A 13,304-nucleotide genomic window follows, 5' to 3' on the forward strand; every position below is an offset into this window, starting at 1 on the left:
AATCCACCTTTTAGTTTTGCCAAAGTAAAAACAAGAAAAGTAATATCCATAGCAAATCTACAAAGTGCCAATAGAATACAATCAGGTTGATTTTTAATTGATTCGGAGGATTAACTGAATACACAAAAGAATCGATATACGGAATCCTTTTGATAGCTTCCAAGAATATTTTGATTAGAAAAAATAGTCCTACCAGAAGATGTAAGATGTGTAACCCTGAAAGAATATAGACAAACCCACGGGCAGTACGGAAGTTATTATCTATATTAAGTGATAATAATTGTTGCCAGCCCAGTAATTGCATCACAACAAAGAGTAAGCCTAGCACAACGGTAATACCCGTATAAATACGATAATTCAGGAATTTATCTTCTTTAAAATTCGAATTTCCTAAATGAAGCGTCAGGCTACTGATTAACATTAGCAAAGTACTCACCCAAAAAATAGGAGGTAATATTAGCTTACCAAAACCTGCATCGGGTCTTTCAATACCCAAATAGGTTAATAATAAGCCTAGAAACATCAATCCACTTCCGAAGATTGCCATCTGAAGCATAAATTTAAAAGGTTCTCTGCGTTGCATATTTGTGTTTAATCTTAAGTTTAGACTACTACAGAGGAAAATTCAGTAATTAGTTTTCAAATTAGCGTATCTTCAAATCAATTTATAGTTTCCCTTCCCAAACGGCGTATTGTTCAAAGTATTTTTTTGCTTCTATCACTTCTTCAAAAATTCCAAAGACAGTTGAACCTGAGCCAGTCATGCTTGCATACGAAGCTCCAAGCTCGTATAATTTATTCTTGATGTTTTCGATACGTGGATATTTGGGTAAGAGATGCGTTTCAAAATCATTTTTTACCACATTTTTCCATGTGTGAACAGGTTCTTTCAATACTTCTCTTAAGTCAATCTCATTCTTTTGTGGCTTTACGCCTGAATAAGCCTCAGCCGTAGAAATATGAATGTTAGGGTTTACCAATACGATAAACTTTCCCGCTAAATCAATAGCAATATCAGCAAATTCATCTCCTTTCCCGAAACAATATTGTGGCTGATTTTGAATAAAAAAGGCACAATCGCTTCCTAGTTGCCGAGCGTAGTTTTCCATTTGCGCTACTGATAATTGTAACGCAAAAAGTTCGTTCAAAGTTTTGATAGTAAAGGCACAATCTGCTGAACCTCCTCCCATGCCTGCCCCAATTGGAACAACTTTATGGAGATGAATACTGACAGGTGGAATATCAAAATCTTGTTTTAATAAATGATAGGCTCTTAGGCAAAGATTACTGTCTGGATTCCCCGGAATAGGCAAGCCTGTGCTTTTAAAAGACAATTCTTGGGTGGGTAAAATCTCTAAGATATCACACCAACCTACAGGATAAAAACAAGACTCGAGGTTATGAAAACCGTCTGGACGTTTTTCAGTGATGTATAAACCAATATTGATTTTTGCGTTTGGGAAAGTAACCATCAGACTTTAATAATTGAAAATGTAAAAACAAAAATACTTTACAAAACGCCTATTTCCATAATTTTAAGGCTCTGTCTGGATAATCGGTAATGAGCCCATCAGTGCCAATATTTTTCATGGCTAGCATATCTGCCGTTTGATTGACCGTCCAAGGAATTACTTTCATCCCTTTTTGATGGCATATTGCTACTTTTCCTCTTGTCAATTGCTTGAAATAAGGACTGAAAACATCGGGAATAAAACCCAGTTTTTGCAAAGATGGCTCAATGCCTTCACGCTCAACCAAAACCGATAAAGTACATTTATCATACTGCTTTATTTGGATTTGCTGATGCCAAAAACGAAGGACATTAAAATCAAAACTCTGGATAATTACTCTTTCAAAAGGAACATATTGGATGACCGTTTGATAAACTAAATTAGCAAATACTTCAATGCTTTCAGGCTGAGAAATGCCATACTCTTTTGCTTCTGACTTGATTTCTATGTTATAATGAATAGGAGCAAGGCTTTTTTCTTGGCTATATGCTTCACAAAAAGCCAACATTTCACTTAATAAAGGTTTGTTGCTAGCAAGTTTCTGTTGTTCAGGAAAAAGCCTATTGCCACGCAAACCAGTATCATACCGATTGATTTCGTCATAAGTCATCTGATATAAATTTAGTGCTTTTTCTTCCTTTTTAGTAACAGCTAAACCATTTGGATGGGTTGAAAAAAGTGCATTGATATAGGGTTCATGCGAAACCACTACCTGATGGTCTTTCGTAATACAAACATCCAGTTCTAATGTTCCAACGCCTAAATCCACCGCTTTTTTAAAAGCTGGGATAGTGTTTTCTGGCATTAATCCACGGCAACCTCTGTGCCCTTCTATTTCAAATGCTTTCTGTTGCATAATTAGTTATTGATGATTAGAAAATGACTACATCAAAGCCTTTTGAAAGAATTAAGATAAAGAAATTTTCCTGAAAGTAGTGGGCGTGCTACCTGTGTATTTTCTGAACTGCTTACAAAAATGACTTTCGTCGGTATAACCAAATTCATCAGCAATTTCTGTTAGGGTTAGTTGGCTGTACAACAAGCGGGCTTCTATGAGTTTGATTTTGTGCTTGATGATATATTGTTTCAACGATTCGCCAGTGTGCTTTTTGAAAAAGATGCTGATATAAGCAGGTGCATAATTGAATACTTCTGCTAAATGTTCTACACTTAGTTCAGTTGGATTATAAATATGTTGCTTGATATACATCAGGATAGCTTCCACAGAATCTTGAAGAACTGGCTTTATGGGTGTCTGACCAAATAAATTTCGGGCAAGAATCATCATCATACTTCTCATTAAACTATCACGAATGATTTCAAAATACTGAGACTGCTGAGTCGCATATTCGCCTTCGAGTACTGTTAATAAGTTATGAAGTTTCTGCTTCTCTTGTTTGTCCTCTACGATAGACCCACGGCTCTGGGAGGAGGTATACAACAAGGTTTTCATTATCTGTTGCCAAGCGCCGTCTTTTTCCCCTATTTGTTGATGAAACGACTCATTAAAACGGATAAAACAAAACTCTGTTAAGGCATGTATTTCAAAATCGTGATAATCTTCTGGTCCTAACAGAAAAACGTCTCCCTCTGAATATAGAAAAGTATTTCTATTGATGTTATGAATACCATTTCCTTGTAGGATAAAAATAATCTCAAAGTAGGTATGCTTATGTACCGAGTGCATCCATTTCGTAGTCTCGAAATGATAAATATTAAAAGGGGTATGCAGTACATATCGTTTCATAATTATCTTATTAATAAAGCCATAAAAGTACCGAAAAATATTAGATTTTTACAACCTGTACTGATTTGCTTTGAAGTAGTTTTACAACTGTATAACCAACATACAAATAAAATAAATATAACTATGAAACGTATATATCTATCAATTACGCTGTTATTGTCTATTATTTTACTTCCTTCAATCAGTAAACTTGATGAATGGGAGCCACTTTTAGACAAAGACCTTACCCAATGGGAAAGCTATTTAAGCTATCGTCATAAAAATGATTATAATGGAAAAATACCGAAAGACTCACTAGGGAATTCTATTCAACCTATTGGTTATAATAAAGACGATACGCATGTATTTTCTGTATTGAATGAACCAAGTGGTCCTGTTTTAAAAGTAAGTGGGGAAATATATGGTTGTCTGATTACACGCAAGTCTTACGAAAATTACCACCTTAAACTTCAAGTAAAATGGGGTAAACAAAAATATGAGCCAAGGAAAAACAAATTGCGAGATTCGGGCATACTTTATCATTCCATCGGAGAAGCAGGCGCAGAATATTGGCATTCGTGGATGCTTTCTCAGGAGTTTCAAATTATGGAAGGACACATGGGCGATTATTGGTGTCAAGCTAATTCAGCCATTGATATACGCTCTTTTCCCTCAGAAGGTGTTATGAGTAGCATTGCCGATGCAAAACAACCATTCGGTACATTCAAAAAAGGAAGTGATTATTATTGTATGCGTTCTGATAACTATGAAAGTCCTAAAGGAGAATGGACAACGCTAGAGCTAATTTGCTTTAATGGCAAAAGCCTTCATATTGTCAATGGACACGTTGTAATGGTACTTAAAAACTCACGATATATTACACCAAATGGAAAAGAAGTACCAATGACTAGTGGTAAGATACAACTGCAAAGCGAGGCAGCCGAAACATTTTACCGTGACATTCGGATAAAACCATTGACCGCTATGCCTAAAATGTATGAAGGATTATTTAAATAGAAAATTACTCATTCCATTAACTTCCAATAAATCAATGATATGAAAACAATAAAACGACGTTCATTCTTGGCCAATATGGCAATTACTTCGGCACTAGCTACCGTTACCTTACCATCAGAAGCAAAGCCTAAAGACAAAAAATTTGTGCATCACGTATATTTTTGGTTGAAAAACCCTTCGAGCGAAGCCGATAGGACAAAGCTCATTGAAGGATTAACGACGTTATCAAAAGTGCCTACTATCCGTTTCCATCATATTGGCGTGCCTGCTAGTACCAATCGTAGTGTGATTGATCGGAGCTATTCAGTTTCGTGGATGCTGTTTTTTGATAACCTGGAAGAAGAAGAAGTGTATCAAACACACCCTATTCATTTAAAGTTTATAGCAGATTACTCACACCTTTGGGAGAGAGTAACCGTGTATGATTCAGAACAGGTTTAGATTAAAGTAAAGCTAAACACATCATCCCTAGCGAATGACTTAAGTCACTCACTAGGGATGATGTGTTTTATAAAAGATATGAGCAATATTTCTAAACGTTCAATAGTATTTCTGAATAATTCTTCGTCTTTTAGTATCTTCAAACGAAATTTAGAAAAATTTCCGTCAATCCCTTTTGCATATTCAAGATACAAAACCCATGAACCAGATTACTATAAGAAAAGCCACTTTTTCTGATTTAGAAACCCTCTATCGTTTTGAACAAGGAGTTATCGAAGCCGAAAGGCCTTTTGATAATACACTGAAAAACGGGCTTATTCATTATTACGATTTAGAAGGCATGATTACCGCCTCACACATTGAATTATTAGTGGCTGATTTAGAGGGCGAATTAATAGGTTCAGGATATGCTCGTATCGAAGATGCAAAGCCATATCTTCAACACCCTAAGCATGGCTATTTGGGTTTTATGTATGTCGACCCTAACCACCGTGGAAAAGGAGTGAATATGAAAATTATTCAAGCATTGAAAGAGTGGGCACGTTCACAAAATATCACAGAACTTCGTTTAGACGTATACCATGATAATATATCGGCTATAAAAGCTTACGAAAAAATTGGATTCAGCAAACACATGATAGAGATGAGGCTGGGCTTATAAAGTGCAGAAATGGAAATAATCAGCAACATGATATTATGCTATCTATTTTAAAGTATTATAGCAATACGTCCAGATATTGAAGTATCAATGATAGATAAGTCATAATAAAGCAAACTGCTCAGAATCAGTATCCTATGTTAATTTTAAAAAGCACTGAATATTAAATAAATTTCTTTACTCGCTTAATTTTCTTTGATGACTAAGATTAATATAAAATTTATCTAAATTAGTGCAATTATCGTCGAACTAACATTTCCTACTGTCAATGAAAGATTCTAGAGTACCAGCAATTATCTCCTTGGTTATCACCTTTGGTTTGTGTTATGCCCTTAGTACAAATTGGGGAACTGCCCCTGCTTTTGGTCGTTTCCTAAGTCCTTTTACAGGTTTCTGGGTGAATGCAGAAAAACCTTTTACTGATAAGGTTGTTCAAGGTTCCCTACAAATTGAAGGGTTAACAGATGAAGTAACCGTTGAGTACGATGAATTAGGTATTCCGCACATTTTTGCCAATAACGACCACGACTTATATCTAGCTCAAGGATATGTTACAGCAAAAGACAGGTTGTGGCAAATGGAGTTTCAAACACATTATGCGGCAGGACGTTTGACGGAAATAGTAGGAGAAAAAGCGTTAGAGTCGGATAAATATAATCGTAGGATGGGGTCTGTTTATGGTGCAGAAAAATCTTTAGCAGGAATGTTAGAAGACCCACAGGCTAAAGTAGCTATTGAGGCTTATTCAGATGGGGTAAATGCTTATATCAACCAATTAAAAGCTAGAACGCTACCAGTAGAATACAAGCTTTTAGGGTATAGTCCAGAGCTATGGACACCTTTGAAAAGTGCCTTGTTCTTAAAAAATATGTCTTTCGTACTAGCTTCTGGTACAGATGATTTACGTATGACGAACATTTTGAGAAAATATGGTAGAGAAGTTGCCGAAGAACTTTTTCCTAATTATCCTTTTGAAGAAAGTCCGATTATTCCTACAGGAACGCCAATTGATTTTACGCCACTACCTTTGCCTAAAGCTCCTGCCGATTTTGTAGGCATAGGAAGCATGAAAGCAAGCACAGAGCGCGATAAAGGAATAGGCTCAAACAACTGGGCAGTAAGTGGAAGTAAATCAGCTTCAGGTTTACCATTGTTAGCGAATGACCCACACCTTACTTTAAGTTTGCCTTCTATCTGGTATCAGATGCAATTAGTGGCTCCGAATGTAAATGTATATGGTGCAACAATGCCTGGAACACCCAATGTTATCGGAGGTTTTAATCGTGACATCGCTTGGGGTGTTACCAACGTAGGTGCTGATATTGTAGATTGGTATGAGGTGAAATTTAAAGATGCTAAAATGGAAGAATATTGGCATGATGGACAATGGAAGAAAATCACCAGACGCTTCGAACAGTATATCATGAAAAATGGTGACGTAGTAAAAGACACCGTTTTGTTTACCCACCATGGACCAATTGTATATTTAGATAACGAAAAACCTTTCAAGAAAAATATTCCTACAGGACATGCTCTTAGATGGGTAGCACACGATAAATCACAGGAATTGACGACATTTTATCGTTTGAATCGTGCTAAAAATTATGACGATTATGTTAAAGCCCTAAGTTTTTATTCTGCTCCAGCACAGAATTTTGTGTTTGCCAGCAATCAAGGCGATATTGCGCTGTGGGTAAATGGCAAGTTTCCATTGAAAGCCAAACTACAAGGCAAATATATTTTAGACGGAAGTGACAAAGCCGCTGATTGGCAAAGCTTTATTCCTCATGCACATAACCCTCATGTGAAAAATCCAGCAAGAGGATTTGTGAGTTCGGCTAATCAATCATCTACTGACCCTAGTTATCCATATTATATCAACTGGGAATTTGCGCCTTCTGAACGTGGCAGACGTATCAATCAGCGATTAGAAAGCATGACTAAGGTTACTGTAGATAGTTTAAGAGATTTGCAGAATGATAATTATAACCTAAAAGCCAATGGGATGTTGGATAAATTAATTAGTTTGGTAAAATCACCAACTGCGAAACAAGCCAAAGCCATCAAAGTATTACAAGCATGGAATAAGAAAAATGACCCAAATGAGATTGCTCCAACAATCTTTGAGACATGGTCTAACTTTTTATATGAGTCTATTTGGGAAGATGAGTTTGGTTATGATGGAAATATTCCAATGATGTATCCTTCTTGGGATAAAACAGCACAGATGATTAACCAAACCCCAACAGTTAAATGGTTTGATAATGTAAAGACTAAAAACAAAGTTGAAACGCTTGAAGACATCGCCAGTATATCATTAACAGCTACAATGGATAGTTTGACAAAGTGGCAAAAAGCAGATATGGGCGATAGTTGGGCATGGGCAAATTATAAATCAACAGATATTAGGCACTTGATTCCGGGATTGAATTCATTTAGTAAGATGGATGTGAAAATCGGAGGAGGTAAAGGTATCGTAAACGCTACAACCGAACGCACTGGGCCTTCGTGGAGGATGATTGTGCAACTAGGCAAAAACAATACTTTTAAAGGATATGGCGTAATTCCAGGGGGACAATCGGGAAATCCGGGTAGCCCTCATTATGATGATATGATTGAAACTTGGCGACAAGGTAAATTGAATGATTTATTATTCCTTCAAAGCAAAGATGAAAAATCGGCAAGAATCAAAAAGACGATTAAGCTAACCAAATAATAAGTAGCGTTAAAATTTTTAAAAAGATGGCAAATAATATTTCAACCACAGATAAAGAATCGACATTATTAGGTAAAATAGGTTCTTCATTTTTTAGTCCGCTTACTTCAATCATCGTTATGTTGGCTTTTGTGAGTCAGTATTTTTTTGATTGGTGGGTAATAGCCCTAGCAGCCTTTACTGCCTGTTATTTACAAGCAAAATCTAGCGGAGAGGCTTTTCGTAAAGGAGCAGCAGGGATTGCAATCCTGTGGCTTTTAGTGACATTATATTATCATATAGCTACTGATGGAATACTTTCTACCAAAATTGCATCCATACTTCCTTTGGGTGGCAACGCTGGTCTTTTAATAGCTGTGACGGTATTGATTGGCGGATTAGTAGGTGGTTTTGCAGGAATGAGTGGCTACTTAGTAAGGAAGTCTTTAAATAATTAAGACAGGCTTTTGACCTTTTAGAATAGAAGTTTATTAGACAAGCTAGCTATACTTCGATTAAATAGTGTAGTATAGAAAAATGGTAAAAAATATAACTGTTTGATTATCAGTATAATATTAAACAAAATATCACATTTTCAAATTGATACAAAATTAGTATATTTGTTAAATTTTTATCTTCTAATTACCCCATCCGAAGACTAACATAATTCAAAAATTATCCCTTGGGGCAGGGGCTTTAACTGAAATGAAAAAATTATCCCTAATCTTGTGCAGTGGCTTATTAGCAATTGGATGTTTCTCGTGTGATAAATCTGCCAACAAGGAAAACGCAACATCAAGCTCTTCAACCTCAACTGCTAGTGGTGAAAAGAAAACAGTTTATGTAAATACTGATTCATTATTGGCAAACTATCAATTCTATAAGGATGCTCAAAAAGAATTTGAAAACAAAGGCTACCGTTTACAAGTAGATTTAGGTCAACGTGAAAGAGCTTTACAAGGTGAATTACAAGCAATTCAACAAAGAGCACAAACAATGACACAAGCAGACTTGCAAGCTGCTGATATGATGTTGAAGAAAAAAGGTTCTGAATTACAGCAATACAGCCAACAAAAACAAGCAGCTTTAGCCGAAGAACAAGGCAAAAAAATGCAAGAATTGTATGCTAACATTCGTGAATATATCAAGAAGCATAATGCTGAAAACAAGTTTGAATTTGTATTAGGATATACTTTGAGTGGCGGTGGAATCTTGTTCGCTGATGATAGTGCAGACAGAACAAAGGAGATTGTTGAAGGCTTAAACAAAGAATATGCTGAGAAAAAAGGACCTGAAAAGAAATAAATAAAGATTATTCTTTAAAGTTTTTATAATTTTGTGAAAGAAAAGCCGTACAGATTTGCTGTATGGCTTTTTTTAGCAAGAATTAATCCTACACTTTTTATAAATAAGCATTAAATTTTACAGAAAATGGCAAAGGAGAGCATAGAAAAAAATATAGAAATTAAGAATAGAAGGGCTTCGTTTGAATACTTTTTCCTTGAGAAATTCTCGGCAGGAGTAATGTTGATGGGTACAGAAATTAAGTCAATTCGTCAAGGGAAAGTGAATCTTACTGACGCTTATTGCTTGTTTTTAAATGAAGAACTGTATATCAGACAAATGAATATTTCTAAGTATAACGAAGGGACACACTATAACCACGAGCCACTAAGAGACCGCAAATTATTATTGACAAAAAAGGAGATTAAGAAGTTACAAAACAAACTGAAAGACCAAGGGTTGACCATTGTTCCGACCAGAATGTATATTTCTGACAGAGGTTTTGCTAAAATAGACATTGCTTTGGCGAAAGGTAAAAAACTGTACGACAAGCGTGATACTATTAAAGAGAAGGATGTAAAGAGAAGTATGGAACGTGAATAAACAGTGTTTTAATTTTTTCCTGATTAAAACACTGTTTATCTAATGAACTAAGTAATCAATACAATTTAAGCAACGTTTTTATTTATCGTAAACGATTGATAGCTAGTAATACTAATTACTATTTAAGTAATAGCTCAAATCTCATCACTCATAACTGTAACGTATCTAGTCTATTTCTATCGAATCTTTTTCGCCAACCTGTTGTCTCCACATCGCATAGTACAATCCTTTATTGTCTAATAATGCAGTATGTGAGCCATTTTCTACGATTTTCCCTTTTTCCAATACAAAAATCTTATCAGCATGCATAATGGTAGAAAGTCGGTGGGCAATTACGATGGTAAGATGAGTATGTCCTTCAGAAACCTCACGAATAGTTTCTGAAATTTCTTCTTCTGTTAGCGAATCCAACGATGAAGTAGCTTCATCAAATACCAATAAATTGGGGTTACGCAATAAAGCTCTAGCAATGCTCAAGCGTTGTTTTTCACCACCCGATACTTTTACGCCGCCTTCCCCAATTACGCTATCAAGTCCTTTGTCGGCACGTTCTAAAAGCGTATTACAAGCTGCTTTTTTCAATACATCCAAACATTGTTCGTCAGTGGCAGATGGGTTTACGAATAATAAATTCTCTCTGATTGTTCCCGAGAAAAGCTGAGTGTCTTGTGTTACAAAACCAATACGCTCACGTAGTTGGTCGAAATCAATCTCATTATAGTTATGCCCATTGAAAAGAATTTTACCATCTTTTGGTCGATACAAACCTACCAGTAATTTCACCAAAGTAGATTTCCCAGAACCAGAAGGCCCTACAAAAGCAATGGTTTCACCTTTTTTAGCTTCAAATGAAATTTTACGCAAGGCATCTTTCGTAGCAGATTGATGGCGGAACTGTACATCTTCAAAAGCCAAGGTATCGATGCTAATCACTGGATATGGATTAGCTGGCTTTACTTCTACTGGAATTTTAAAAATGTCTTCAAAATTCTGTAAAGAAACTTCTGCTTCACGATAAGTATTTACGACGTTCCCAATTTCTTGTAATGGGCCAAAAAGGAAGAATGAGTAGATATTCAATGAATAAAATTCACCAATGGTTATCTTTTTTTCATATATCAGATAAATCAATACCAGTACCATTAATGCACGAATTAAATTCACGCACGTACCTTGTACAAAAGACATTGAACGTACATAACGTACCTTTTTGAGTTCAAGGGCTAGGATTTTCTGAGTAGTAGCATTCAATTGAGCCACCTCTTGTTTGGCTAAACCTAGTGATTTTACTAATTCAATGTTTCTTAAAGATTCTGTCGTAGAACCTGCCAAACCCGTTGATTCTCGAACGATTTGTATTTGAATCGTTTTTATTTTTTTACTCAATACCGAGCTAATCCACGCAATCAGTGGGCCTGTTACTAAAAACAAAGGCAGAATCATCCAATGTACGGAAAAGGCATATATTGAAATAAATATCAGGGCAATTACCGACTGGAAAAGGATATTGATACCTACAGAAATTAGCTTTTCTACATCTACTCTTACTTTTTGAAGCTTACCAAGGGTTTCTCCAGAGCGTTGGTCTTCGAAGCTTTCATAAGGTAATTCTAAGGAATGGCTAATACCATCGGCATAAATCTGCGCGCCTACACGTTGTGTAACAGTACTGATAAAATAATCTTGAAAGTTTTTAGCTACTCTACTTACAAATGCTACTCCTACCGAAGCACCAGAGAGGGGGAGAATAGCATATAAGAACTCGTGAACAGTATGATTGTCTGAATTATAAACCGTTGCGACATCATCAATGATTTTACGAAAAATAAAAGGGTCAAGAAGTGAAAAAATTTGATTAATAGCCGCCAAGGCTAAGGCACCAAGTACGGTAGCTTGGTATTTTTTTAAATAACGGTAAAGTATTCTCATGTGGATTGATCGCTGAATTATGGGATTACTTATTTAACTGAAACAAAAAAAAATAAGTTCTAAACAACTTACTTAACCATAAAAGAAATAGCCTCAAAACTATTAAATCTAGTTCTGAGGCTATTTTATTAATATTAACTTTATCTAAAAACGCTTTAAAGCCATTTCAGAAACTGTTTGTCCGATTGATAATGAAGAAGTTGCGGCAGGAGATGGCGCATTCAAAATATTGATTACTTTCTCGTCTTCGATGATAGAGAAATCGTCCAATAAACCACCTGTACGGTCGCAGGCCTGTGCTCTTACACCAGCACCACCTTCAATTAAATCAGATTCTTGAATGTCTGGAATTAATTCTTGTAAAGCCTTTGTAAAAGCCGCCTTAGAAAAACTTCTGTACATTTCGCCCAAGCCTGTTTCCCAATATTTGGCTGCTACTTTCTGGAAACCACCCCACGTAAGGGTCTCCCACAGTTCTTTTGGGTCGATGTCTAATTTTTTATATCCTTCTTTTCTGAAAGCCAGTACCGCATTTGGTCCTGCTTCGATACCTCCACGCATCATTCTGGTGAAGTGTACGCCTAAGAATGGGAAATTTGGGTCTGGAACAGGATAGATTAAGTTTTTAACCAAATAATGTTTCTCTGGACGAATTTTGAAATACTCGCCACGGAAAGGAACAATACGCACATCAATTGGATAATCTTGCGACATCTGAGCTACTTTATCAGAATACAATCCTGCACAGTTAATCACCAATTTAGTTTCGTAGGTATTTCTTTCAGTTTTGATGATTGATAACGAATGCCCTTTGGTAACGCCTATTACTTTTTCATTAAAAAGTAACTCAGCACCAAGGCTTCTTAATTTATCCGCCATTTTTTGAGACACTACTTTATAATCAACAATTCCAGTTTGTGGAACCCACATACCTTCTACACAAGTAACATAAGGTTCATATTCTTTTACTTCTGCCGACGAAATTTTACGCAAACCCTCTAATCCATTTTGTTGGCCACGGATATATAAATTCTCAAGCTGTTGGCGTTGTTCGTGCTTGGTAGCTACTACTACTTTTCCCGTTAATTCATAAGGGATATTTTCTTGATTACAAAAATCTATTAGCTGATGATATCCACGGATACAATTGGTTGCTTTCAGTGAACCAGGCTTATAATAAAGCCCTGAATGAATAACACCAGAATTATTACCTGTTTGATGAACTGCTACTTCACGTTCTTTTTCAAGTACCAAAACTTTCATTTCTGGGCGTTGTTCCTTGATTCTTAGAGCGGTAGCAAGCCCAACGATTCCTCCACCGATTACGATAATATCGTGCTGCATAATATATTTTAGGGTTTTCTCTTTAAATTCCTTAACGAAAATAGGCTGTAAAGATACAACAAAAAGACCTCTGACGATTTAAAACATCAAAGGTCT

General features: G+C 36.0%; 13 protein-coding genes. 7 read left to right on the top strand and 6 right to left on the bottom strand.

Annotation, left to right across the window (positions count from 1 at the left end; translation table 11 throughout):
• Positions 1–10: 10 nt before the first annotated feature.
• The 4 genes from AC1RNE_RS14340 to AC1RNE_RS14355 all read right to left on the bottom strand — a co-directional run bounded on the left by AC1RNE_RS14340 (position 11) and on the right by AC1RNE_RS14355 (position 3,258).
• Complete coding sequence (locus AC1RNE_RS14340; protein ID WP_492801698.1) at positions 11–583, bottom strand: cytochrome c oxidase subunit 3; 573 nt, start codon at positions 581–583, stop codon at positions 11–13.
• A gap of 82 nt (positions 584–665) precedes the next feature.
• The gene (ispE, locus tag AC1RNE_RS14345; protein WP_492801699.1) at positions 666–1,472 is read right to left on the bottom strand and encodes a 4-(cytidine 5'-diphospho)-2-C-methyl-D-erythritol kinase; all 807 of its coding nucleotides are present in this window, start codon (positions 1,470–1,472) and stop codon (positions 666–668) included.
• A gap of 49 nt (positions 1,473–1,521) precedes the next feature.
• The gene (locus AC1RNE_RS14350; RefSeq protein WP_492801700.1) at positions 1,522–2,367 is read right to left on the bottom strand and encodes a glycerophosphodiester phosphodiesterase family protein; all 846 of its coding nucleotides are present in this window, start codon (positions 2,365–2,367) and stop codon (positions 1,522–1,524) included.
• Between the two features lie 51 nt (positions 2,368–2,418).
• On the bottom strand, positions 2,419–3,258 hold the full coding sequence (locus AC1RNE_RS14355) for an AraC family transcriptional regulator (RefSeq protein ID WP_492801701.1): 840 nt from the start codon (positions 3,256–3,258) through the stop codon (positions 2,419–2,421).
• Positions 3,259–3,381: 123 nt separating this feature from the next.
• Between AC1RNE_RS14355 and AC1RNE_RS14360 the strand changes: the two genes are divergently transcribed.
• The 7 genes from AC1RNE_RS14360 to smpB all read left to right on the top strand — a co-directional run bounded on the left by AC1RNE_RS14360 (position 3,382) and on the right by smpB (position 9,935).
• On the top strand, positions 3,382–4,254 hold the full coding sequence (locus AC1RNE_RS14360) for a 3-keto-disaccharide hydrolase (protein WP_492801703.1): 873 nt from the start codon (positions 3,382–3,384) through the stop codon (positions 4,252–4,254).
• Positions 4,255–4,293: 39 nt separating this feature from the next.
• Entirely contained in the window at positions 4,294–4,695 is a 402-nt protein-coding gene (locus AC1RNE_RS14365) for a Dabb family protein (protein WP_492801704.1), read from the top strand.
• A gap of 199 nt (positions 4,696–4,894) precedes the next feature.
• Positions 4,895–5,356: a GNAT family N-acetyltransferase gene (locus tag AC1RNE_RS14370; protein WP_492801706.1), complete on the top strand. Its 462-nt coding sequence runs from the start codon at positions 4,895–4,897 to the stop codon at positions 5,354–5,356.
• A gap of 265 nt (positions 5,357–5,621) precedes the next feature.
• The gene (locus tag AC1RNE_RS14375) at positions 5,622–8,069 is read left to right on the top strand and encodes a penicillin acylase family protein (protein ID WP_492801708.1); all 2,448 of its coding nucleotides are present in this window, start codon (positions 5,622–5,624) and stop codon (positions 8,067–8,069) included.
• Between the two features lie 26 nt (positions 8,070–8,095).
• Entirely contained in the window at positions 8,096–8,506 is a 411-nt protein-coding gene (locus tag AC1RNE_RS14380) for a hypothetical protein (protein ID WP_492801709.1), read from the top strand.
• Positions 8,507–8,753: 247 nt separating this feature from the next.
• The gene (locus AC1RNE_RS14385) at positions 8,754–9,353 is read left to right on the top strand and encodes an OmpH/Skp family outer membrane protein (protein WP_492801711.1); all 600 of its coding nucleotides are present in this window, start codon (positions 8,754–8,756) and stop codon (positions 9,351–9,353) included.
• A gap of 126 nt (positions 9,354–9,479) precedes the next feature.
• Positions 9,480–9,935 carry an SsrA-binding protein SmpB gene (smpB, locus tag AC1RNE_RS14390; protein WP_492801713.1) on the top strand — a complete coding sequence of 152 codons (456 nt, stop codon included), beginning with the start codon at positions 9,480–9,482 and terminating at the stop codon, positions 9,933–9,935.
• Between the two features lie 165 nt (positions 9,936–10,100).
• Here the strand turns inward: smpB and AC1RNE_RS14395 are convergent, their stop codons facing one another.
• Both AC1RNE_RS14395 and lhgO read right to left on the bottom strand, forming a co-directional pair.
• Complete coding sequence (locus AC1RNE_RS14395) at positions 10,101–11,864, bottom strand: ABC transporter ATP-binding protein (RefSeq protein WP_492801715.1); 1,764 nt, start codon at positions 11,862–11,864, stop codon at positions 10,101–10,103.
• 144 nt (positions 11,865–12,008) lie between these two features.
• Entirely contained in the window at positions 12,009–13,208 is a 1,200-nt protein-coding gene (lhgO, locus tag AC1RNE_RS14400; protein ID WP_492801716.1) for an L-2-hydroxyglutarate oxidase, read from the bottom strand.
• Positions 13,209–13,304 lie beyond the last annotated feature (96 nt).

The sequence above is a fragment of the Arcicella sp. GW822-FHT02H01 genome (assembly GCF_058802005.1).